The following is a 21,016-nucleotide window of genomic DNA, read 5'->3' as shown; positions in this document are numbered from 1 at the left end:
CATGGCATCCTTGAATCACTTTTCAATACAACAAAACATATCTATATCAATAATAGAATGTTAAACTTGAAATGAAGCGCAAGCGCGGTCCGCCAAGCCAGCCACATATGACCCGTGAGGAGAATGGTGGAATGGCAAGCAATGCGCGGGCTTCAGCCCGCTTGAGACCTGTCGTCGGCAAGGCAGCTGTCTTGGCGGTGGGGCTGGCTTTTGGCGGAATGGCCGCAGCAGAGGGCGTGGGAGAGCAGGATCTCCGCGTTGACTATTCGCCCGAGTTTGGGGCGGGAGTTAGGGCTTATCTTCTCGATAACCCTGAAGTGGTCCTCGAGGTGTTCACCATCCTTGAGCAACAGGAAACCGCGAAGAAGGGCCAGGCCCAGATCGTTTTGATCGCTGAGCATGCGGAGCAGCTCTTTGCGGGTGGAGATGCCGCTAAGGGCAATCCATCGGCGCCGATCAGGGTTGTGGAGTTCTTCGATTATTCATGTGGTTACTGCAAAGCAGCCCTTGCGGAGGTCACAACGGCGCTTGAGGGCAGGGATGATGTGGCTCTGATCCTGAAAGAGTTCCCGATCCTTGGGCAGGCTTCCGAGAATGCAGCGCGGCTGGCGATGGCTGTTCGCGCTGAGCATGGCGATGCGGCCTATGTTGCTTTCCACAACGCGCTGCTGGGGCAAAAGGGAGCGCTGAATGATGCCACACTTGCCACTCTGGCAGGCGCAGCCGGATATGATTTCGACGCTCTGATGCAACGCGGTCGCGGCGCCGACATCAGAGCGACGATCGCAGCCAATAAGCGTCTGGCTCAGGCACTCAGCATCAACGGAACACCTGCATTCGTCTTCGAGGACGAGCTTGTCGGAGGAATGATGCAAGCTGATCGGCTGATCGCCAGCTTCGATCGGGTTGCCGCAAGACAGGCGCAGTAGGCCCCTGTTCTGGCATGACACCGGATTCGCGTAATCTGGATTATGTTAAATAAATCAATATATTAGGATGCAATCCCCATGATTTGCACGAAAATGGCTCCCTTGGCAATGGCTCTCGCTCTGGCGGGTTGTGTGGCCGGAGGCGGCGGAACAGCAACCGATATGATCAGCGCGACCACGGCGCTGAACGGTCTCAGCGCTGCAAAGGAGCCACCATCGAAGGAGGACATGGCTCTGAGCTGCACACAGGTTGGATCGCGTCTTTCCAATCTCTATGGCCGATACAGCGAAATCGAGCGCGAACAGCGTGCGCGTCAGCGGCAGTCGGAGCTTGTCGGCGGGATCGTCGGCATCGGCGCGACCCTCGCCGGCGGGTCTGCGCTGGCGAATGCAGGTTCTGTGAACGCCATTCGCAATGTCGGTGTGGCAACCAGCTATGGTCGGGCGGCTCTGACCGGCCTCGCCTCGCAGGAAAGCAGCACACAGCAGTTGAAAGATGTGAACGATTCCATGCTGATCGCGCAGCGCATCGCGCAGCTGGAGAAGGTTAAGTTCGACAAGGGCTGCAAGTGATGCTGTTCCCCGAGATCGGACACAATGGGTTCTTGCTCACCGTGGCCGGTCTCGCCACCGCCACGACCCTTCTGGTCTGCGCGATCATCAAGGCCAGGTTCGAGCGATCCTATGCGGCTCGCACCGTCCTGAACAAGTCAGAGCGCAGTCTGTTCACTATCATCGAGCGGACCCTGAGCGGGATCCCCTCGCGCCCGAGGCTGCTCTGTCAGGTCTGCTATGGTGAATTTCTGTCCAGCCCGAGCAAACGGGCCTTCTGGCGCATCAATGCCAAGCGGGCAGATTTTCTGATCGTAGACCGCGAGTTCAAGCCGCTGGCCGTGATCGAGTATCAGGGCCGGGGTCATTACGGCAGCAACCGAAAAACTGCAGCAAATGCCAAAGCGCGGGACCGCATCAAGCGGCAGGCTTGTGTCTCAGCGGGCATCCCATGGATCGAGATCCCCGCGAGTTACGACGCAGACGGGCTACGCGCCGAACTTGTCGCGCTGCTCTGCCCCCCTCCACCACAAAGAGAGAAGGAAGAAACGAATGTCAGAGGTTTTATCCGTAACCACGCCGGTCAAAACCCGTGATGACAAGACGCGGTTCCGCCAGATCGGGGCGGCTTACCGCGCGCGGGAGGGACAGAACTTCGCCTTCAAGATCACGCTCGATGCCACGCCCTTGAATGGTGAGCTGCTGGTCTTCGCGCCTAAGGATCAGGACGGCCGCCCTGCCCTCGATGCCAGTGGCTTGCCGGAGGAATTGCGCGTCACCACCCCGGTTAAAGGAGTCGATGATCGTGTCCGGTTCCGTCCGATCGGCATCGCCTTTGCAGCAAAACCCGGTCAGAACTTCATGTTCAAGGTTTTGCTGGATGCAGCGCCGGTCAATGGCGAGTTGGTTCTCTTCGTGCCGAATGAGAGCGATGGCCAATGACATTCGCGGCCGTCGAGAGTGATCTGCGTTTCCTGTTCCTCAACCTTTCTGGCGAAGCGCACAGCGCCGTGATCTGGGCGGCCGTGCTTCTCTACTATTCATGTCTGATCGTCCTGACCGAAGGCGTGTTACAGCGCGCCTTTGGTCGCCCGGTGCGCTGGCGCCGATCATTCGGCGGAGCAGGACGCAGGTTCTTTCTTGAGCCGGGCGTCCACCCCCAGGAGCTTAGGCTGAGAAGAATGGTCATGAACGATGCGGCCACCGCGCGCAGGCTCATGGCGCTGGAGGTGACGCGAGGCGCACCAAGTTGGGCCGCTGCTGCCGAATGGGCTGCAGATCGCCTGGTCAGGGAGAGAAGCTGATGACATATTCGGAAAGCGCCGAAGGCGTGATCATCACCAAGGCCCGGGCGCTGCGGGAGCTGCAAAGGCATGGGATTTTCCGCGAGGAAGATATTGCGGAGTTTCTTGCCGATTGTGGAGACAAGGCCGCTTACGACGCTGGCGATGTCCTGCGCTGGTTAGGCTACTGACGCGGAGGGCGGGGCACGCCGAGTAAGCGCGCGCCGCTGCCCCTCGGCTGCGCGGCGACCGCTCAATTACCGTTCCGGGCCTCTTCGTACGTGATCTCGAGACGATCTGCGGCGGCATGCAGCGCTTTGCCAAAGGCCATGTTCGAGTGTTCGGCATATGCCTTTATTTCGGGGGTTTCTGCCGCCTCGATCAACGCCGCAAAGTGCTCTTCCGAGAGCTGGCTCGCACCGGCCACGGCTGCCAGATAGGAATCTTCAACATATCCGGTGCGCAAATCGCCCGCACTTAGCTCCCATGCGCGCGCATCTTCCGCGCCGATGATCGGGGTCGCTGCGATCACCATGGCACGGAAATAGACGTCCATGATCAGATCCGCGCGGTTGGCATCGCCCTGACTTGCCTTGAGCCTGTCAAACTGCGCCTTGCGCTCCGGGGATGCGGCCTCGAGATATGCCTTTCCGCGGGCGACGCGCGCTGCCTCGTCACCCTCCTCATCCGCCGCACTGCCAATGGCCGCGATCTCCTTTCCTATGTCAGAGTCGAGAAACTCCGCCATCGCCAGCTTGCTTTCACTTGAGAGGACGGGCTCCAGCGCGGCCAGATAATCCGCCTCAAGCAGGTCCGGTGCGAAGGCCTGATCAATCGCGGTGTCCCAGTAACCGACATACTCCTCCGGAAATCCAATTTCCGGCCTGAGGACCACCTTCAGGCTCTCACCGACACTGCTCAGCGCCTCAAATTCCTTCGCCTTAACGGAGAGGTCCCGCAAACCCGGGTCCTGAGCGGCGCCGACGGATGGCATACATGTCACCACAGCGATAAAGGCTGCCGATGTGATCCGCCGGAAGGTCTGAAAAGTCATAGCACGGTCTCCTGATAAGCTCTGAAGGGCAAGTTCTCAGGATAGGACGTTTGTGGCCTGAGGAGCTTTTGCCCAAAACCCTTTGGAAATACCGTCCCCCGAGGACGCGGCTTCAAATCCCTCTCGCCTGGGGCCTCTTGGGGACATGTTATATGTCCGGTTTTGCACGGGACGGATCAGCTCACTTGCGTCGCGCATGCTGCGTTGAGAATGCGACTCATACCGTGGATCCGGCTGTCACAATGCAGGGAAGACGATGAGCACCATTGGAACCATATCCGCTGGCGAATACTTCCATAAACTGGATTCATCGAAATTCGGAGACGGGACAGGATCATGGGCCAGCTGATCAACGGAAAATGGACCAGCGGGGACGTTATAAAACGAGCGAAAGATGGCCAGTTCCATCGCCAGGACTCAGGTTTCCGAAGCTGGATCACGGCGGACGGCTCAGCCGGCCCCGGCGGAGAACCGGGCTTTGCGGCGGAGGCCGGGCGCTACCATCTCTATGTAAGTCTGGCCTGCCCCTGGGCGCATCGGACCCTGATCACGCGCCGTCTGAAGGGCCTTGAGGACCTGATCAGTGTCAGTGTGGTCAATTGGCTGATGGCGGATCAGGGCTGGACCTTTGCTCCTGCACCCTGCGTTGCGGGGGATCTGCTCCATGACACGAAGTTTCTGCACGAAATCTATACCCGCGCGGAGCCCCGCTATACCGGCAAGGTGACCGTTCCGGTGCTCTGGGACAAAACGCGGAACACGATTGTGTCCAATGAATCCGCGGAGATCATCCGCATGTTCAACAGCGCTTTTGACGCCGTCGGAGCGAACGGACGAGACTTCTATCCCGTGGCGCTGCGCGGAGAAATCGACACAATCAATGATCGCGTTTACCGGGATCTGAACAACGGCGTTTACCGCGCCGGCTTTGCTGGCAGCCAGGCCGCCTATGTGGAGGCGGCGGAAGCCGTCTTCGAGACGCTGGACTGGCTCGAGGGCCGCCTCACGATAAACAGGTGGCTGACCGGTGACAGCCTGACAGAGGCGGATATCCGGCTATTCACCACACTCATCCGGTTCGATGCCGTTTATCATGGTCATTTCAAATGCAATCTGCGCCGCATCTTGGATTATGAGGCCATTTCGCGCTTCCTGAGCGAGTTTCTTGCCGTTCCGGGCGTTAAGGAAACGGTGAATATGGAGCACATCCGGCGCCATTATTATGAAAGCCACCGGCAGTTAAATCCGGGCGGCATTGTTCCGATCGGGCCCGAGCTGCCATTCTGAGCGGACAGCTCAGAGCGCGTCAGATTCTCCACAGCACAGCTTCCATACAATGCGGCAGTGCCACCACGGGAGAATTGGCCATGCCGGTCGGACATGGCCAGTCAGGATTCACTCAGATGGCGAAGTCTTCCAGCGCTTTGCCGGAGGCCAGCGCGTCCGCGATCCAGCCCGGCTTACGCCCGCGTCCGCTCCAGGTGATCTCCGGGTTTTCCGGGTGCCGGTATTTGGCCTCGGCCGGCGTCTTTTTGCGGGCGGGGCTGGCACCAAGCACCTGCTCAAGGCTGAAGCCATGGCTGCGTGCAACGGCCTCCAGCTCGGAGCGTGCTTCGGCCAGCTTCCGGTCCTGATAGCCGGTGATTACCTTGGCGATGTCCTTCTCGAGCTTCTTCAGCTCCGGCAGGGACAGGTCATCGAGATTGATATCGGACATTTGTGCCTCACGCTTACATTGGCATGAGCATTAAACCGATGTGCCGCACACAACAAGCTTGATCCCGAATTCGCATCCTTACGTCTGCCCGCCAGTCCGTTGCCCAGTGAGCCAAGCCGCTGCTTATGGCGACCGTCCTCCCTGTGACGCTTCTCACACGCCGCCCAAGAGCGCGGCTTAACATGTGACCGGCATCCGCCCATCAGGAAGAAATGTTCGATTTAGGAAAGTGGCTAACAGGAAGCTCCCGGACTATCTATCGCGACGGGCAGCAGCAGTCAGCATGGCGTTGATGTTGAAATATGACAACCAGAACTCGCTGATTCAGGAAATTCCGCCGGTTGCAAACAGCGAATTGTTCGCTTTCTATATGCCGCGCGTGGGCGACTTCTCGGGTCGCTGCTTTATTATTGGTTAATTCAGGGAATACAAAATGGCTACCGGAACTGTCAAATGGTTCAATTCTGACAAGGGCTACGGCTTCATACAGCCGGATGCAGGCGGCGGGGATATCTTCGTCCATATCACCGCGGTTCAGGCCGCAGGCATCCGTGATCTGTCGGACGGCCAGAAAATCTCCTATGAGCCGGAAACGGGGCGCAACGGCAAGACCAGCGCGATCAATCTCCAACTGATCTGATCGTAAGGGCAATCAGGCGACAGTCTAGCCCCCAGGCATGGCATGGATCGGGGCCTCTTCGATGCACAGTTCAGATCCTGCTATGCGCTCCCCGGTGAAAACCGGGGAGCCTTGCCTCACCAAAAGCGCTCAGTCGAACTGTAGTCTCACCACGCTCTCGTCACCCCTTTTCCCTTCGCCATTTTTTTATCGTGACAAAGAGGGCCTTGCGGCCGGCGTCATAGGTAAAGCTGTTCGGGTGATCCGGCAGAGCGATGGTCTGCAGCGGCGCATAGCTTTCGCCATCATACACCCGGACAGTGCCATCTTCGCGGCTGGACACGAAAATTCGGCTCCCATCCGGATCGAAGAAGGGCGCGACCGGCCCACTGAGGCCACCGATATGGCTTAGCGTCTCGCCGCTTTCAGCATCGAGGATCAGCACTTCATTTCTGGTAGCCTTCAACTGATAGGCGGGGATCAGGTCCTCGCGCATGCCGGTGATAAACTCATTGCCCTGATCCGTTGCGATCAGCCGGTTGAGTCCGGCATCCAGCCCAAGGTTCACAGCAGACACCGTCCCCGCACGAGCGCCGCTAAGTGGCCTTTGTCAGCCGGCGCGGGGAATGCCTGGCGTCTGCCGCGCGCAGACTTGCAGACCAAGTAATCATTGCACTCGGAACTGCTTAGTGCTGCCAAAAGAGATAGCTGCCACCGTTGATATGAGAGGTCGTGCGGCGGCCTCGGTATTCTCCGTTCGAGGTCTGGACCAGATTGGCTGGCGTCGAGCCTCAGAAATGGGGTCTAGGTGTTAAGCACGGGAGCGGAATCGAGCAGCGGCGCGGCATCATCATCTGTATCCATCAGCTCTGCGATGCGCAGCAGCGCGGAGCCTATCATGAGCTGTTCCCACTCTGGCAAGCTTTCTAGTTTCGATGAGACCTCTGCTTGCAGTGGATCTGGCGCGGCTTCGAGTGCTTCTCTTCCTGCGTCGCTCAGCGACAACAGGGTCTGGCGGCGATCAGTTCCAGGGCGACGACTAAGAAGCCCTCGTGCCTCGAGCCTCTGAATCATAACAGTGGCTGTCGCCTGGTTCACGCCAAGTCCCTTCGCGAGATCCCGCGCCATCCTTTCCGCGCCGTCCAAATGCTGGAGAAGCATAAGCTGTGACGAGGTGAGACCAGTTGTCGCCTTGAGGCTGCGTTCCCTGGCCTCGACCGCACGGAGGATGCGACGCATAGAACTGAACGTCTGTCGAGTAATCGGCTGCATCGATTTGCCCATCATGTTGCGATGCCATCATCGCCCACTATCGCCAGAACTTACAGGATGAAACCAGCGAATATTTATTCGTATGAGCAACTTTTTATCTCCGAGGTTCTAATAATTATCCATTAAAAACAGATTGTTAATATAAAACTGCGACTTACTTGACATCATTATGCTTCGTGCTACGAATTAATATGCATCCTTCGCCCCTCCCCTGCACGCCGGTGGGGCCATGAATGACTGAAGGGAAATTTCATGAAGATCTTGCCACTTGGGCGCCGTGTTGCGGTAGCTGCATCCATTCTTGCCATAGGTGTTGGTCATGCTATGGCGGGGCAACTCGAAGACCGCATCGGGGCCGGAGACCCAATCCGTATTGGATTTGCGAACGAAACACCGTTTGCCTACCCAGGTGAGGGCAACTCGCCGGAGGGCTTTGTGAATGCCCACACGCTCGGCGTGCTCAAGGCCATGGGTTACGAAAACATCGAGGTCGTGGTCATGGACTGGGGCGGGCTGATCCCGGCACTGAACGCGGGCAGGATCGACATCGTTACCGGCGGCCTCAATATTACCGGAAGTCGCTGTGCGAATGTGGCTTTCGCGGAGCCAATGTTGCAGGCGGGTGATGCGTTTCTTGTGCCCACAGGAAACCCGAAAGGCATCAATACCTACGCTGACCTGGTTGCACTAGAGGGGGTGTTTGTAACCGGATCCGGTTACAACACGGTCGAGATTGCGCGGAAAGAGGGCGTGCCGGATGCAAATATTATGCAGGTTCCCGGCAACTCGGAGATCGTGGCGGCGCTGACTGCCGGGCGCGCTGACGCGGGCGGCGTAACACACTTCTCTGCTATAGCGCTTACCGAAGGACGTGATGACTTAGAGGTTTCTGACGTTTCGCAAATGCCGGACTGGACCATAAATTGGGCGGCGGTGGCATTCCGTAAGGATGACAGCGACTTCGTCGAAAAGTTCAATGAAGCACAGGCGGAATTTCTCGGTTCTGACGCGATGCTTCAGGCCGTTGCCCCTTATGGCTACACCGAGGCGAACCTGCCTGGAGAGCAGACAGCCGCCTGGGTTTGTGAGAACCGATAAATAGTATGACAGTTCTTTGCACCGCCGGAGCGTCCGGCGGTGCATCGTTTCCTCCGGCCGATGACTGGGTACCTGGACCCGGGAAAGAGCGAGCTTGACCTTCATAGAATTTCTGACCGAATACGGTCCCCGCCTGCTATCGGGAGCCCTTGTAACCATACAGCAAACTGCCCTGGCTGCGATCCTGGCGATCATCATCGCGCTGGCTTTCGGCTTGCTCAGGATCTCGCGCCGTGCGCCACTCAGGGCGATCGCTACCTTCTATATTGAGATCTTTCGAGGCACCTCGCTTCTGGTGCAGTTGTTCTGGATTTTTTATGTCATGCCGCTGTTCGGCGTGACGGTTCCAGCCTTTGCCGCAGGGTTTCTGGCAGTCGGAATGAACTTAGGTGCTTATGGCGCAGAGGTTGTCCGAGGTGCAATCCAGGCTGTGCCAAAAGGTCAGTGGGAGGCCGCTATTGCAATCAGCCTGTCGCCGGCCCGCCGAATGTGGAGGATCATTCTTCCCCAGGCTTTGATTATCATGCTGCCTGCATGGGGCAATCTCATGATCGAGGTGCTCAAGGGGACAGCTCTTGTCGCTATGATTTCCGTCACGGACCTTATGTTCGAAGCGCGTCAGATCAATGCATCAACGTATCTTTCTGCACAGATATTCGGAACCGCCCTATTAATATACTATATCCTTGGGCGCTTCGGAATTACTCCGCTAATGCGGTTCATTGAGAAGATTCTGGCCCGCAAGGTTGGGAGGCAGCTCCCGTGAACTGGCAATGGAATTTCACATGGGAGATACTCCCCCGACTTATCGAAGCAACCGGGCTGACGCTTCTGGCCGCTCTGATAGGATATGGTATCGCTGTGTTCCTTGGCCTGGTCTTCGTTTTTGCACAACGTAGCCCATGGAAAGGCCTTAGCGTCATTACACGAGAACTCGTCGAGTTTATTCGATCCACACCCCTCATCCTTCAGATCTTCTTTGTCTTCTATGTCGCTCCCCAGTTTGGGTTGCGTCTCTCTCCCTGGGTGGCAGGGATGATGGCGATTGGATTTCACTATGCCGCCTACCTCTCCGAAGTGTTTCGCGGTGGCCTTGACAGTGTCGACAGAGGGCAATGGGAGGCGGCGACATCACTGAGCCTTGGGACCGCACATACCTATCGACGCATCATTCTGCCCCAGGCCCTTCCGAACGCAATACCCGGGATGGGGAATTATCTGGTCGGAATTCTCAAGGATACTCCGATGCTGTCCGTAATCGGTGTCACCGAACTGATGCACACCGCCAACGCCATTGGGACCGAAAGCTATCGCTTTCTTGAGCCATTCACTTTGGCCGGAATTATTTTCCTTTGCATTTCACTTCCGCTGGCCGCCCTCATTCGTCGTCTGGAGATGGCGTTACGACAGAAACTGGGTCTTATAAAATGACAGTTGACATGATTGACAAACCTCTGGCGCTAAAAGGCCCGAGCCGTCCCATGGTGCGCTTTTCCGGAGTGTCGAAGAGCTATGGGGACCTCAAGGTGCTGGACAGTCTCAGCCTAGACATCGATGAGGGTGAGATGGTCACGATCATCGGCCCGTCCGGCTCAGGGAAAACAACCGTCCTGCGCATGTTGATGACGCTCGAAACAATAGATGACGGAGTGATCTATGTTGACGGATCACCCTTGACGCACATGGCGAAGGGAGCGCTGCTGGTTCCCGCGGATCGTCATCACTTGCGACGCGAGCGCACTAAAATTGGCATGTGTTTCCAGCACTTCAATCTATTTCCACACATGACCGCGCTCCAAAACTGCACGGAAGGCCCCATTCATGCTCTTGGCCTGTCCAAACAGGACGCCTGCGAGCGCGCCGAAGAGTTACTGTCTATGGTCGGCATGATTGATAAGCGTGACGAGTTCCCCGCACGCCTTTCCGGCGGCCAGAAACAACGTGTCGCGATTGCCCGCGCTCTCGCGATGCGTCCCAAGGTGATGCTGTTTGATGAGGTAACCTCAGCTCTGGACCCCGAAGTGACGGGTGAGGTCACTGAGGTAATCCGGGCACTGGTTTCAGAACACAATCTTACCATGCTGATGGTAACACATCAGATGGGCTTTGCCCGTGACATTTCAGACCGGATCTGCTTTTTCCACAATGGGCGGATCGAAGAGCAGGGCAGCCCGCAGGAACTTTTCGGGAGTCCCAGATCAGGACGCACACAGCAATTCCTCGCAGCAGTAAATGAAGCTTTCTGAGATCTGCACCTAAGTGGAAAACTAGTGCAGTAAGCGATTCATTTTGAATTGCCGGGGTATCTTATCTGTGGGCATAGGGCTGAAAATGAATCTGGCACTCTTTCCTGACATCCATTTGGTTTGCAGGAAACCTCCGAAAATGCCGTGACCCGGCAGCATAAATCAAAACAATCTGATAACTTCTATGCTACCTGCGAGATTTGATACGTCACATGGCGGTGCCAATCCTTCGCAGGCGGTAAAGGCAGACGAGAGGCAAATAAAATGAACAGGCTCTGGGCCATCGCGGCCGAAACCCCTTGGATCGAAACAGTGTTCTGGCTCAGCGCGCTGGTTGTTGCTGCAGTGGTGGTGAATATCGTCACGAAGGTCGTTCTGGTGAGGCTCCTTCACCGCCTTATCGAAGGATTTCAATATATCCAGGGGCCTGAGGTTGTGCGCTCCGGTGTTATCGCAAGGACGGCCAACGCTGCGCCTGCCCTGGTGATTTCCGCAGGCATTATGCAGGTGCCCGGGATGCCACTTGCCCTCGCCACGATCATTCGAAACGTAGCCAATGCGTTTAATATTCTTGTTTTTGCGATGGCGATCTCAGCCGCCCTCGGTCTTTTCCACACCATCTGGAATCGCCGCTCGGCAGGTAATGGCAGATCCATAAAGGGCTATGTCCAGGTTGCGACAATTTTAGTCTACGGTATCGCAGCGATTCTGATGGTCGCGGCAATCATTGATCGGTCGCCCTTGATCCTGCTCTCTGGGCTTGGCGCGCTGACCGCAGTTCTGATCCTCGTCTTTCAGGATACTCTGTTGTCTCTGGTCGCTTCGGTTCAAATCAGCTCCACCGACATGGTTAAGGTCGGTGACTGGGTAGAAATGCCGGCCCAGAACGCTGATGGTGATGTGATTGAGATCGCGCTCCATACCGTTAAGGTCCAAAACTGGGACAAGACTATTACTACAATCCCCATTCGGAATCTTGTAACCCAGCCCTTCAAGAATTGGCGGGGGATGCAGGATTCTGGCGGGCGCAGGATCAAACGTTCGCTGCATATCGATCAAAATACCATCAGGTATCTTTCAGACGATGAACTGCTTCGAATACAACACATGAAACCTGTCAGATCTTACATCGAGCGTAAAACCCGTGAATTGTCCGACTGGAATGCTTTGCTTGATCCTGAATCAGCAAATTCGAACCGTCGCCGCCTGACAAATATCGGCACCTTCCGCGCATATGTGGAGAGCTATCTCAAATCTCACTCGCAGCTCCGTCAGGACATGACGATGATCGTTCGCCAGCTGTCGCCTGAAGCTGAAGGTCTGCCGATTGAGATCTATTGCTTCACCAATACGATATCTTGGGTCGCATATGAGAGCATACAGTCCGATATCTTCGACCACCTCTATGGGATATTGCCCGAATTCGGCCTCTCTGTGTTCCAGAGCCCTTCGGGTAATGACTTGAGAAAATTTCCAACTAATACGGAAGCTTAAATAATTTATGGCTGAACACATCTCAATACCGCAATGCCAATGTGATGGGCAGGCGGCCCATTTCATATCAGATTATGTGGTCGGCATTGTTGCGCCGTCCGTGTGGGCGGCGAACAGATGACAATTCGACAAGGCGTCACGTTTCAGTGATAACTTCGACACGAGCGAGGCGCATCTGGCCGCCACGGTCGGCCCGGTCCAGCACTGGTGGGTCGACCGGGCCGCATGATCGACGTTATGAGCCGAGACTGTGTGGAAACTCTGTTTTGTGGTAACCTTTGGCATGACGGTTGGGGGATCGGCATGTCGGGTTTTATCGAGGGTGTGGCGCGCGGGCAGACGGTGCTGTTTCCGGATCGGCTCGAGGACTGGATCGATGAGGATCACCTGGTCCGTGTCGTCGATTTCTTCGTCGATGAGCTCGATCTGGCAGAGTTGGGGTTCGTGCGCGCCTTGCATGCCCGCACAGGTCGTCCCGGCTATCATCCCGCCGTTCTGCTCAAGCTGTTCATCTACGGCTACCTGAACCGGATCCCCTCGAGCCGTCGGCTGGAACGCGAAGCGGGACGCAATGTCGAGTTGATGTGGCTGATGGGCCGGCTCGTTCCCGATCACAAGACTATATCCGATTTCCGTCGCGACAATAGCCCCGGCATCCGACGCACCTGTGCGCAATTCGTGGAGCTGTGTCGGCGTATCGGCGTGCTGAAGGGTGCATGCGTTGCCATCGACGGGAGCAAGTTCCGCGCGGTGAACGCCCGCGACCGCAACTTCACCAAGGGCAAGATCGCCAGCCGTATCGCCCATCTGGAGGCGGACGTCGAACGCTACATCGCCGAGATGGTCCGCGTCGATCGGCAGGAGGAGGGCGAGGGTCGGGCCGAGAAGGTCGCGCATCTGGCCAAGCGCTATGGCCGCGTTCGTCAGCACATCCAGCAACTGCAGGCGATGGATCGAGCTTTGGCCGATGCTCCGGACGGGCAGATATCGCTGACCGATCCCGATGCCCGCGCCATGGCGACAAGTGCCCGCAACAGCGGCATGGTCGGCTACAACGTCCAGACCGCCGTCGATGCCGAAACGCATCTGATCGTGGCGCATGATGTCACCAACCAGGTCCATGACCGCGACCTTCTGGTGCCAATGGCGCAGGCGGCAAAAGAGGTGCTTCACCGCGACGAGATGCATGTGCTGGCTGACAAGGGCTACTTCAGCGGGCGGCAGATCCTGACCTGCCACGAGGCGGGCATCATCACCACCATTCCGAGGCCGGAAACGTCAGGCAACCGGATCAAGGGTCTGTATGTGAAAGCCGACTTCGCTTACGAGGCCAATGCGGATGTGTATCGCTGCCCCGCCGGGGAGGCACTGACCTACCGCTACACGACCGAGGAAGACGGGCTTGAGTTGCGACGTTACTGGACAGGTGAATGCGGCGGCTGCCCTGTAAAAGCAAGTTGCACGACTGGCAAGGAACGCCGGATCACGCGGTGGGCGCATGAGCATCTGATTGACGCGGCGCCCACCCGGCTGATCAGCCCTTCAGAACCGATGACAGTCCGCCGCAGCACCGTCGAGCACCCGTTCGGCACCATAAAGGCCTGGATGGGCACAACCCATTTCCTGACGCGTCGGCTGAGGAACGTGAAGACGGAAATCGCGCTGAACGTCCTCGCCTACAACATCAAGCGGATGGTGGCGCTGATCGGCATCCGTGGCCTGATGGCAGCGGTGAAGGCATGAAAGAGGGCGTTGAGCCACGTCCCGCCGAATCCGCCCCACAGCGGGTCATCCGCATCCTCGAAGCAGTGTGAAAGGTCATCCGCCATGAGTTTCCACACAACCTAAGCCCATACCCGCCGGTCAGAATATCATGGAAGCTGCGACGCAGAGTTCTCGCAAGCGGCCGAAGGCCACCGGGTGCGGCACACTAAGAGAATTAAGGCCAGCAGTGTGGGACAAACCGGCTATTGTTGCCGCCCGTTTGCCCCCGCTCATTAGCTTCCGTGGCGCCGAAAGTTCTCTCGGATCCGTCAGTTGCCGAGGATCTGCCCCATCACCGCCGCTCCGAGATCTTGCAAGGCGGCGTTACGGGTCGCGAAATCCGCTTCCGTATCCGAGATCGAAAGACTGACGAAGATCGGGGCCTCGCTCGGCGGCGTCAGCATGACGACAAGGTTGCGCGTTGTGGCACCACCGCCCGACTTGTCGAGCACGTCCCAGCCAGCCGGCACTGCCGGGCGGATCAGCTCGCCGGTCACGCCGCCGGGGCGCATCCAAGCGGCGAGTTGCTCTTGATCCTGGGCAGAAAGTCCATCGCCGACAAGGATGGTGCGCAGCGAGCCGATCATCGCCATCGGGGTGGTGGTGTCGCGCGGATCGCCCGCCGCGAAGGTGTTCAGCTCCGGCTCGATGCGGTCCGAGCGCGTCACATTGTCGCCGATGTCGCGGAGATATGCCGTCAGTTGCTCGGGCCCGCCCAGACGGTCGAACAGGATGTTCGTCGCGGTATTGTCGCTTTGATCCACCGCAGCCAGACACAGATCCGCGACGGTCATTTCGCCACCGACGCGCTGTTCGGTGACGGGCGCATACTCCAGAATGTCCTCCGCACGGATCGGCAAGACTTCCGTCAGCTGGATATCGTCACGCGCCAGGATGGCAGCGCAAAGCGGTGCCTTCACGGTGCTGTTCATCTGGAAAAGCTCGTCTCCGCGATGCGCCCATTCGCGTCCGGTATTGCTGTCGTGAATGGCCACGCCAACCCGCGCACTAAGGTCACTTTCGATCCGGTCGATTACCTGATCCAGTGTCTCTGCTTGGGCCATCTGTGGCAGCGCAAGCGCCGCTGCAAATAGGGCAGGACGAATAAAAGTCATGGGATGTCTTTCTTACTGTGGAGGGCGGCTGGTATCTGGCCCTACTGAGAGAAAAAAGACGACAAAAGGTTAGACGCGGTATAAGTTCAGCTCATGCCCGACCGCCCCGACATTCCATTAAACGCCCTGCGCAGCTTCGAGGTGGCCGCCCGTCAGGGCAGCTTTACCCGCGCCGCGATCGAGCTGCGCGTGACCCAGGCCGCCGTCAGCCACCAGATCTCGCGGTTGGAGGATGCGATGGGACTGGTCCTGTTCCATCGCACGCCGTCGGGGCTGAAGCTGACCGATGCCGGGCAAGCCCTATTTCCGGTGATGGAGCGAGGCCTGGACGACATCGCCCGGATGCTGGATCGCGTCACCGGCGGCCAACCGTCCGAAGTGCTGAACATCGGCGCCGTCACGACCTTTGCCGCGTGCTGGCTGATCCCGCGACTGGAGGCATTCGCCAAAGATCACCCCGGAATCACGCTGCGCCTCTCTACCAACAACAACCGCGTTGAGATCGCGCGCGAAGGCTTGGACGCGGCCATCCGCTTCGGCAGGGGCCATTGGCCAGGCATCGAGGCGCATCATGTCATGGATGCCCCCATGTCGCCCCTCTGCGCCCCGGAAATGAACCTGCGCACTCCCGCCGACCTGAGAGGGCAACGGTTGCTGCGCAGTTACCGAGCCGACGAATGGCCCACTTGGCTGGCGCAGGCAGGCGAACCCTGCCCACCGCTGACAGGACCCATGCTGGACAGCTCCGTCGCTATGGCGGACCTGGCGGCCGAGGGGTTCGGCGTAGCGCTCTTGCCCGTTCCGATGTTCGAACGGCAAATCCAGTCCGGTCGCCTGAAGCGTCCCTTCACGACCGCTGTGACATTGGGCAGCTACTGGCTGACCACCCCGAGAGATCGGCGCATGACGCCCGCCCTGAACGCGCTTCTGGAATGGATGCGGGAAGCCTGAGGGAAAGCGGTTAAAGGCTCCTCCAAACCCAATCTTTCGAGTTGGTCGTGCGCCATGCCGCATCGCCTACGGAATGCGTTCGACCGTCGAGTCTGTCTTGGTGCGATGGTGAGCTTCATCTTGGGGCAACTGCAACCGGCAGCTTTGTCCCGCATAGCGGTCAGCTGAGCTTGCGATGGAGCTATGCCTCCCCTGCGGCTTCCGTGGCATCGTGACTGTCCTCGGATGCCCTCTGCGCCGGTGCGAGAAGTCGCACATAGTGTTCCGCGTGTTGGAAACATGACTGTGCCACAACCGGATCGTCTCTGAGCAGGGCGTCTCGGCCCATCTGGGTGTAGCGCTCGATCAGCTGGTGCGGTGTCCCTCGGATCTTCCCGTTGGGCCCCGAGCTGTCAAAGGCACGCTTGGCCGGATCAGCAGGGGTATGCTGGCGCGGCGGTCGACGCCGGCGAGGTCTGAACGGTTTCATAAATTTCCAAACGCGCGAAGGGGTGCGGCGGCGAAAGCACCTGAATCGGTGTTGCACCACATAAGTTGGCATGTAGGGTAGACCGGCATAGCCAACGGCCTTCTGGCACAGCGTCCGCCCTTGCAGCAATTTCTTTTCTCAAGACAGGCGGGGCGTTACTCATGGCCGAGATTGCACATCAGCTCGCGGACCACTTCACCCAATCGGAGCTCCCGAATTTTGTAGGGTTAGCGGCTGAACCTCGCCTCGTTGGGTGCGGTCCTGGGGAACAGGCGAAGGCATGGTTCCTAGCCCTTACCATGCCGGACGGTTCCGTATGCTATATGGCAAACGAAAGCACTGGAGAGGCACAGAGCTTGTCCGACTTCGGAGAAGCCTACCGGATGCTTGAAGAGGCAAAATTCAATGAGGTCGCGGTGGCTCTGGTTGCAGAGGTCAGGGACCACGAAGGTCTCATCGACCTGCTTTTCTCAACGCCGCGCAGCGAGGATCAGCCGGTCAATTAGTATTCCAGACGGCCGAGAAGACGACCCGATCAGCCATGCCGACATGAGGGGGCGGTGAGAACAAACAGGGTATCTCGGAGCATGCTTTCATGGTAAGATCGGAGCCCAAAAAACACCCCTGCTTGCACAGATCGCCTGTGCGGGCGTTTTCTGCTGGAGGCCAAGGCGATGCAGACCCCTGCTTACAAGCCGGTTCGCGGCGAAGTCAGAAAGACCCCTGTCCGGTCGCCGCGCTGGATCAGCCGCGCACGTATTGCCTTCGTGATCATTGCCGGAATTACGTTCCTGCTTGGACTTGCTCTCGGTTCAGGGTGGTGGGTGTTCACGGCGTTTTCTGTCTTTGCGGCGTTTGTCGGAGGCCGACAGCCGTACACAAAACCCAATAGTTACATGTTGGAAGCGTTGCTTGCAGAGCCGCCAAGACAGGAATCACCATCTGCGATGGGCCAAGATCTCACCTCACGCTCAATTTGGGGATAAGAATGAGAAGGGCGGCAAAGCCGCCCTTCTCATTCCTTCGGCTTCACCTGTCCGGTGAATATATGCCCGCCGATCTGAACATTTGGAGCATCCCGGCCTGCTGTTTCGCTGTTGAGCCAGCCTGGGATCAGGTTTTTCTGATAGCCGGTTTCTACCAGTTGGCGCATCCCGGCCGGGGAATAGTAATGGGTCGCGCCCTCGGTAAAGTCTGGAACAAGTCCCCCCATCACCACATCGAGGATGTAAGCGGCACGTTCATATTGCTTGTCGCCCGGATTATACCTCGACGGCAGATTGTTGCCTGAGCCATCGTCATTCCAGACCGAGAACTGGTGTATCCCCTTTCCGTTTCCCTGCGTAGCTACCGCGCCTACCCCATCGGGGAACCGCTTGTCGTCTGCCCTGTTGCGGATCACGAGGGCAACGGCCGCTAGGCCAACATCGCCCTCGCTTGCCGCTTCTCCCAACATGGTCCGCACGACGAGATCCCGTTCTTCCGGCGTGAAGGTACGCGGTGTCATCGCTGGCGCTGGTGCCTCCTTGGTGGCAGGCTGCGCTGCAAGGCTTCCCGCGTTCGGTGCAGTATCCGCTTGTCCCGTTGAAACCGGCGCCATCATTTCGGGAGCGCCTTCACCGAAAGGGCGGCCGATGACCTCCTGATACTTTTCGGGATTGTTGGCATAGTAGTCCAGTGCGGTGCCCGGGCTGGACCAGGCTTCCGGGTGTGCCTCCTTCAGTTTGGTCATTTCATTATCGGTGATGCCTAAAGCAGATCCCATGCGCCTCATCATGGCCCCGCCGATGGTCTGGTCCATGTTAGATTCAAGCGCGCTATTGGTGCCTCCCACTTCCGCTTTGCGCTCCTGCCACTCTTTGTTCCACTCCCCGTGGAACAGGTTGAAATCGCCGTTCACCATTTCCTCATTGAAGGCTTTTTTCTCCGCAAGTTCTTCGCTGGCATCGTAAATCGACATGCTTTCGCCATCCCTAAATCTCGTCGAGCGGGCTGGAGCGGTTGCGAATGAAGAGCGATCCGTCTCTACCGAATAGCCTGCTGTAGGATCAGTGGGCGCGGCGGGGACCAGTTGATCCACAACCTGATCGACCATTTCCCCAAGGATACGGTCCTTCGCCTCCATCTGTTCCGGTGTCACCGGGCTCATAATCCGCGGTGCGTCTTCCAGCGGATCATAACCGTTGGCAATGAGCTGATTGGCAAACATCTGATTGAGGTTCGTGTCGAGAGCGACACCTGCAGATTCCATCCGGCTCGCTGCGGTTGCATAGCTCTGCGCCTCATCCAACCGGCTGACATAAGTCTCTGCAAGCCTCTGACCTTCATCCAGGGAGAAACGCTTATCCTCGCTTGCACCGTCCGAAGATCCGGCTGTTTTGCTGGTGCCAAGTGACGATCTGGCCGACGAGATCCGAGTAAGTTCATGCGTGAGACCGGCATCCTGCGCGGCGCGGACAAGCTCATGAAAATCTTCGCCACTTTTTCCGTCGATAGAACCTGTGGCTCCAAGTGTCGCGGAAGCGCTCAAACCTGCTCCGCCACCAGCACCCAACTGAGCTGCAATGGTCGCCCTCATAGCAGTTTCAGCCGAAATCCCATGCTTCTGAGCAAACTCTTCAACTTTGCTGAAGGCGTTGCGCACGGCCATGGTGCCATTCTGGGTGATATCCGAAGACTCGCCCGAGGAATACATTTCCCCCGAGGTGACCGAGCGGCTGAAGGCGGTCAGCTCGCTCGCGCCATTACTGATGTAATCCGACAGTTCCGATGCCGCGCTGCTGGCCGCCGTGCGGGACTCATCGGCCCGGCGAGACAGTTCGGAGCGCACCATCTGGCTCGCCTGTGCGTTGATACCACCATTCGAGACCGAGCTGCCTGCCTGTATGGAGAACGTGCCGTCCGCGTTGCGCGTGACGATCCCGCCATTTCCGGCTGTGATACTTTCCCGGCCGGTATCCATGACCGAGGACATGTTCATCTTGTTCCCGGCATAGTTGTTCATCGAGAGATTGCCGAGGCCGATGGAGCCGGTAGCAGCCTCCCTGCCCGTCTCGATGGCCGCGCCTTGGCTGACGTTCAGCATCGAGGTCGCCATGCCGGTCATGCGGTTCGCGCCGAACATGATCGCAGAGGCGAGGAAGGGGACTGACATCATCAGGAAACCCGCGACCGTGCCCACATCCTGTTCGACGGCCCGGATTCCGAAGTGGTTTGCCCATGATAGCACCACATCAGAAACCGATCCGTCCGAAGTTACCGCTCCTGCCGAGCGGTAGAAGCCAGCCGAAGCCTTGATCACGATGGAATGGAGGATCGCGGAGAGCGGTTCCCAAGCGGCGATCCAGACAAAGCCGCCGCAATAGCCTTTGAGGACGGCGGGCCCCATCGGTGTCATCATCATCAGGACCGCCAGCGGGAAAGCCGCATAGTAAAGAGTCTCGAAGACGATTTTCAGGAGCGGTACCCATTTGGCCGCATTGGCGCCAATGGCGGCATAGCTCGATCTGGTCTGAATGTCGGCCCGGGCCACCTGATAGATGTCCATGGCCGCGCTGTTTCCACTGGTGGCAATGAAGCGCATCATCCCATCATCAAGGGCGTTGACATACATCGCCTGCTTGATGGTCGAGACAGCCGAGGCAGAAGACATTGCCATCATGCCCTGGAAATCCCCCAGAGTGCCTTGAAGCCTCGCGATGTTGGCAGGGCCGGTCGCATTGGCCCCCTGGAACATCTCTGCTGCCTTCTGTGCGAGGACCGCATTCACCTCCGAGGTCACGGAGGCGCGCACGTCTGCCCATCCTGCAGAGCAGGTCCGGGTCTGGCCGGTCGTCACATCATAATAGGCCATGGAGGCTGGCATATTGGCGGTGATGAAGCCTTCCATGTCTCCATTGGTCGCCAGCATTTCCAGATCCATATGCCCGAGATTGGCGGGGTCTATGGTGCATTGCTGCATATAGTTGACCAGGTTTTCGTGGATCTTCGGGCTAACCGCCCGCCAGTTCGCCGCCTGCGCCAGCAGGGTCGAGCCGAACAGTATCCCGTTTTTCTGATAGGTCAGATCGGTGGGCGTCGAGAGCAAGGTCTCCATCTGGCCGGTCACATAGTAACTGACGGCCGAGGTATAATGCCCGAGGATCGCCACCGAGGTCGGAACATTGTCCACGATGCCATAGATCGGGATCGTGCCCATGGTCTTGTCGATGATCACCACGCTGGATTTCGGCATGAGGGCGAGCATCATCACCACGATCATGGTCATGATGTATTTCATGGTTGATCCGAGGTTACCGCCAAAAGCCAGCTGCACCGCAGACCAGCCAATGCCGACGATGATCCCTATCTGGATCAGGTTCCTGAAATTGCCGCTGCCGGTATAGGCTGCCAGCATGTTGAACACGTCATAGAGGTAGTAGCCGCCGCCGGTCGTGTAGATTTCCCACTGCAT

24 protein-coding genes are annotated in these 21,016 nt (G+C 58.0%); 17 read left to right on the top strand and 7 right to left on the bottom strand.

Annotation, left to right across the window (positions count from 1 at the left end; genetic code table 11):
* Window positions 1–131 precede the first annotated feature (131 nt).
* From M3484_RS16490 to M3484_RS16465, 6 genes are all read left to right on the top strand, one after another.
* Window positions 132–929 carry a DsbA family protein gene (locus M3484_RS16490; RefSeq protein ID WP_249498206.1) on the top strand — a complete coding sequence of 266 codons (798 nt, stop codon included), beginning with the start codon at window positions 132–134 and terminating at the stop codon, window positions 927–929.
* 162 nt (window positions 930–1,091) lie between these two features.
* Window positions 1,092–1,502 carry a hypothetical protein gene (locus M3484_RS16485; protein WP_249498204.1) on the top strand — a complete coding sequence of 137 codons (411 nt, stop codon included), beginning with the start codon at window positions 1,092–1,094 and terminating at the stop codon, window positions 1,500–1,502.
* A complete protein-coding gene (locus M3484_RS16480) occupies window positions 1,502–2,077 on the top strand; it encodes a DUF2726 domain-containing protein (protein WP_249498202.1) in 576 nt (191 codons plus the stop codon). The genes M3484_RS16485 and M3484_RS16480 overlap by 1 nt, the downstream gene beginning before the upstream one ends.
* Window positions 2,034–2,423, top strand: coding sequence for a hypothetical protein (locus M3484_RS16475; protein WP_249498193.1), 390 nt, complete (start codon window positions 2,034–2,036; stop codon window positions 2,421–2,423). The genes M3484_RS16480 and M3484_RS16475 overlap by 44 nt, the downstream gene beginning before the upstream one ends.
* A complete protein-coding gene (locus M3484_RS16470; protein ID WP_249498191.1) occupies window positions 2,420–2,785 on the top strand; it encodes a hypothetical protein in 366 nt (121 codons plus the stop codon). The genes M3484_RS16475 and M3484_RS16470 overlap by 4 nt, the downstream gene beginning before the upstream one ends.
* Window positions 2,785–2,955, top strand: a complete 171-nt coding sequence (locus M3484_RS16465; RefSeq protein WP_249498189.1) for a hypothetical protein — start codon at window positions 2,785–2,787, stop codon at window positions 2,953–2,955. The genes M3484_RS16470 and M3484_RS16465 overlap by 1 nt, the downstream gene beginning before the upstream one ends.
* Before the next feature lie 62 nt (window positions 2,956–3,017).
* Here the strand turns inward: M3484_RS16465 and M3484_RS16460 are convergent, their stop codons facing one another.
* Window positions 3,018–3,758 carry a hypothetical protein gene (locus M3484_RS16460; protein ID WP_249498180.1) on the bottom strand — a complete coding sequence of 247 codons (741 nt, stop codon included), beginning with the start codon at window positions 3,756–3,758 and terminating at the stop codon, window positions 3,018–3,020.
* Window positions 3,759–4,154: 396 nt separating this feature from the next.
* On the opposite strand from M3484_RS16460, the gene M3484_RS16455 reads away from it, so the two are divergent.
* Window positions 4,155–5,105 carry a glutathione S-transferase family protein gene (locus M3484_RS16455; protein ID WP_249498172.1) on the top strand — a complete coding sequence of 317 codons (951 nt, stop codon included), beginning with the start codon at window positions 4,155–4,157 and terminating at the stop codon, window positions 5,103–5,105.
* 112 nt (window positions 5,106–5,217) lie between these two features.
* On the opposite strand, the gene M3484_RS16450 is transcribed toward M3484_RS16455, so the two are convergent.
* On the bottom strand, window positions 5,218–5,535 hold the full coding sequence (locus tag M3484_RS16450) for an H-NS histone family protein (protein WP_249498170.1): 318 nt from the start codon (window positions 5,533–5,535) through the stop codon (window positions 5,218–5,220).
* A 433-nt stretch (window positions 5,536–5,968) separates the two neighbouring features.
* Between M3484_RS16450 and M3484_RS16445 the strand changes: the two genes are divergently transcribed.
* A complete protein-coding gene (locus M3484_RS16445; RefSeq protein WP_249498169.1) occupies window positions 5,969–6,175 on the top strand; it encodes a cold-shock protein in 207 nt (68 codons plus the stop codon).
* Between the two features lie 160 nt (window positions 6,176–6,335).
* Here the strand turns inward: M3484_RS16445 and M3484_RS16440 are convergent, their stop codons facing one another.
* Window positions 6,336–6,650: a YncE family protein gene (locus tag M3484_RS16440; RefSeq protein ID WP_249498168.1), complete on the bottom strand. Its 315-nt coding sequence runs from the start codon at window positions 6,648–6,650 to the stop codon at window positions 6,336–6,338.
* Between the two features lie 308 nt (window positions 6,651–6,958).
* Entirely contained in the window at window positions 6,959–7,441 is a 483-nt protein-coding gene (locus M3484_RS16435; RefSeq protein ID WP_249498167.1) for a MarR family winged helix-turn-helix transcriptional regulator, read from the bottom strand.
* Window positions 7,442–7,678: 237 nt separating this feature from the next.
* Here M3484_RS16435 and M3484_RS16430 point away from each other — a divergent pair, with 237 nt between their 5' ends.
* The 6 genes from M3484_RS16430 to M3484_RS16405 all read left to right on the top strand — a co-directional run bounded on the left by M3484_RS16430 (window position 7,679) and on the right by M3484_RS16405 (window position 14,007).
* A complete protein-coding gene (locus tag M3484_RS16430; RefSeq protein WP_249498162.1) occupies window positions 7,679–8,524 on the top strand; it encodes a transporter substrate-binding domain-containing protein in 846 nt (281 codons plus the stop codon).
* Between the two features lie 94 nt (window positions 8,525–8,618).
* Window positions 8,619–9,290, top strand: coding sequence for an ectoine/hydroxyectoine ABC transporter permease subunit EhuC (ehuC, locus tag M3484_RS16425; RefSeq protein WP_249498160.1), 672 nt, complete (start codon window positions 8,619–8,621; stop codon window positions 9,288–9,290).
* Entirely contained in the window at window positions 9,287–9,955 is a 669-nt protein-coding gene (gene ehuD / locus M3484_RS16420) for an ectoine/hydroxyectoine ABC transporter permease subunit EhuD (RefSeq protein ID WP_249498158.1), read from the top strand. The genes ehuC and ehuD overlap by 4 nt, the downstream gene beginning before the upstream one ends.
* Window positions 9,956–9,963: 8 nt before the next feature.
* A complete protein-coding gene (ehuA, locus tag M3484_RS16415) occupies window positions 9,964–10,770 on the top strand; it encodes an ectoine/hydroxyectoine ABC transporter ATP-binding protein EhuA (protein ID WP_283258469.1) in 807 nt (268 codons plus the stop codon).
* Between the two features lie 264 nt (window positions 10,771–11,034).
* Complete coding sequence (locus M3484_RS16410) at window positions 11,035–12,264, top strand: mechanosensitive ion channel family protein (protein ID WP_249498156.1); 1,230 nt, start codon at window positions 11,035–11,037, stop codon at window positions 12,262–12,264.
* A gap of 303 nt (window positions 12,265–12,567) precedes the next feature.
* Window positions 12,568–14,007 (top strand): IS1182 family transposase, encoded by a 1,440-nt coding sequence (locus tag M3484_RS16405; RefSeq protein ID WP_249498154.1) that lies wholly within the window; start codon window positions 12,568–12,570, stop codon window positions 14,005–14,007.
* Between the two features lie 290 nt (window positions 14,008–14,297).
* Here the strand turns inward: M3484_RS16405 and bla are convergent, their stop codons facing one another.
* Complete coding sequence (gene bla / locus M3484_RS16400; protein WP_249498147.1) at window positions 14,298–15,143, bottom strand: class A beta-lactamase; 846 nt, start codon at window positions 15,141–15,143, stop codon at window positions 14,298–14,300.
* Window positions 15,144–15,236: 93 nt separating this feature from the next.
* Here bla and M3484_RS16395 point away from each other — a divergent pair, with 93 nt between their 5' ends.
* Window positions 15,237–16,094, top strand: coding sequence for a LysR family transcriptional regulator (locus M3484_RS16395; RefSeq protein ID WP_249498145.1), 858 nt, complete (start codon window positions 15,237–15,239; stop codon window positions 16,092–16,094).
* A 181-nt stretch (window positions 16,095–16,275) separates the two neighbouring features.
* On the opposite strand, the gene M3484_RS24045 is transcribed toward M3484_RS16395, so the two are convergent.
* Window positions 16,276–16,563, bottom strand: a complete 288-nt coding sequence (locus M3484_RS24045) for a DUF4167 domain-containing protein (protein WP_502942473.1) — start codon at window positions 16,561–16,563, stop codon at window positions 16,276–16,278.
* A gap of 356 nt (window positions 16,564–16,919) precedes the next feature.
* On the opposite strand from M3484_RS24045, the gene M3484_RS16390 reads away from it, so the two are divergent.
* Both M3484_RS16390 and M3484_RS16385 read left to right on the top strand, forming a co-directional pair.
* Window positions 16,920–17,069 carry a hypothetical protein gene (locus M3484_RS16390; protein WP_249498143.1) on the top strand — a complete coding sequence of 50 codons (150 nt, stop codon included), beginning with the start codon at window positions 16,920–16,922 and terminating at the stop codon, window positions 17,067–17,069.
* 168 nt (window positions 17,070–17,237) lie between these two features.
* Complete coding sequence (locus tag M3484_RS16385; protein ID WP_249498141.1) at window positions 17,238–17,549, top strand: hypothetical protein; 312 nt, start codon at window positions 17,238–17,240, stop codon at window positions 17,547–17,549.
* A 29-nt stretch (window positions 17,550–17,578) separates the two neighbouring features.
* Here the strand turns inward: M3484_RS16385 and M3484_RS16380 are convergent, their stop codons facing one another.
* Window positions 17,579–21,016: a conjugal transfer protein TraG N-terminal domain-containing protein gene (locus M3484_RS16380; RefSeq protein WP_249498139.1), complete on the bottom strand. Its 3,438-nt coding sequence runs from the start codon at window positions 21,014–21,016 to the stop codon at window positions 17,579–17,581.

This window comes from Pseudomonas sp. GX19020 (assembly GCF_023371075.1).
Taxonomy (GTDB): Bacteria; Pseudomonadota; Alphaproteobacteria; order Rhodobacterales; family Rhodobacteraceae; genus Pseudogemmobacter.
The sequence above is the reverse complement of the archived record's forward strand: the minus strand, read 5'-3'. Positions and strand labels throughout refer to the sequence as shown.

What these genes read in the sequence shown, in the direction of transcription:
- M3484_RS16490 (WP_249498206.1), top strand. Translation starts at nt 132, where the DNA reads ATGGCAAGCAATGCGCGGGCTTCAGCCCGCTTGAGACCTGTCGTCGGC.
- M3484_RS16485 (WP_249498204.1), top strand. Translation starts at nt 1,092, where the DNA reads ATGATCAGCGCGACCACGGCGCTGAACGGTCTCAGCGCTGCAAAGGAG.
- M3484_RS16480 (WP_249498202.1), top strand. Translation starts at nt 1,502, where the DNA reads ATGCTGTTCCCCGAGATCGGACACAATGGGTTCTTGCTCACCGTGGCC.
- M3484_RS16475 (WP_249498193.1), top strand. Translation starts at nt 2,034, where the DNA reads ATGTCAGAGGTTTTATCCGTAACCACGCCGGTCAAAACCCGTGATGAC.
- M3484_RS16470 (WP_249498191.1), top strand. Translation starts at nt 2,420, where the DNA reads ATGACATTCGCGGCCGTCGAGAGTGATCTGCGTTTCCTGTTCCTCAAC.
- M3484_RS16465 (WP_249498189.1), top strand. Translation starts at nt 2,785, where the DNA reads ATGACATATTCGGAAAGCGCCGAAGGCGTGATCATCACCAAGGCCCGG.
- M3484_RS16460 (WP_249498180.1), bottom strand. Translation starts at nt 3,758, where the DNA reads ATGCCATCCGTCGGCGCCGCTCAGGACCCGGGTTTGCGGGACCTCTCC.
- M3484_RS16455 (WP_249498172.1), top strand. Translation starts at nt 4,155, where the DNA reads ATGGGCCAGCTGATCAACGGAAAATGGACCAGCGGGGACGTTATAAAA.
- M3484_RS16450 (WP_249498170.1), bottom strand. Translation starts at nt 5,535, where the DNA reads ATGTCCGATATCAATCTCGATGACCTGTCCCTGCCGGAGCTGAAGAAG.
- M3484_RS16445 (WP_249498169.1), top strand. Translation starts at nt 5,969, where the DNA reads ATGGCTACCGGAACTGTCAAATGGTTCAATTCTGACAAGGGCTACGGC.
- M3484_RS16440 (WP_249498168.1), bottom strand. Translation starts at nt 6,650, where the DNA reads ATGCGCGAGGACCTGATCCCCGCCTATCAGTTGAAGGCTACCAGAAAT.
- M3484_RS16435 (WP_249498167.1), bottom strand. Translation starts at nt 7,441, where the DNA reads ATGATGGGCAAATCGATGCAGCCGATTACTCGACAGACGTTCAGTTCT.
- M3484_RS16430 (WP_249498162.1), top strand. Translation starts at nt 7,679, where the DNA reads ATGAAGATCTTGCCACTTGGGCGCCGTGTTGCGGTAGCTGCATCCATT.
- ehuA (WP_283258469.1), top strand. Translation starts at nt 9,964, where the DNA reads ATGATTGACAAACCTCTGGCGCTAAAAGGCCCGAGCCGTCCCATGGTG.
- M3484_RS16410 (WP_249498156.1), top strand. Translation starts at nt 11,035, where the DNA reads ATGAACAGGCTCTGGGCCATCGCGGCCGAAACCCCTTGGATCGAAACA.
- M3484_RS16405 (WP_249498154.1), top strand. Translation starts at nt 12,568, where the DNA reads ATGTCGGGTTTTATCGAGGGTGTGGCGCGCGGGCAGACGGTGCTGTTT.
- bla (WP_249498147.1), bottom strand. Translation starts at nt 15,143, where the DNA reads ATGACTTTTATTCGTCCTGCCCTATTTGCAGCGGCGCTTGCGCTGCCA.
- M3484_RS16395 (WP_249498145.1), top strand. Translation starts at nt 15,237, where the DNA reads ATGCCCGACCGCCCCGACATTCCATTAAACGCCCTGCGCAGCTTCGAG.
- M3484_RS24045 (WP_502942473.1), bottom strand. Translation starts at nt 16,563, where the DNA reads ATGAAACCGTTCAGACCTCGCCGGCGTCGACCGCCGCGCCAGCATACC.
- M3484_RS16385 (WP_249498141.1), top strand. Translation starts at nt 17,238, where the DNA reads ATGCAGACCCCTGCTTACAAGCCGGTTCGCGGCGAAGTCAGAAAGACC.
- M3484_RS16380 (WP_249498139.1), bottom strand. Translation starts at nt 21,016, where the DNA reads ATGCAGTGGGAAATCTACACGACCGGCGGCGGCTACTACCTCTATGAC.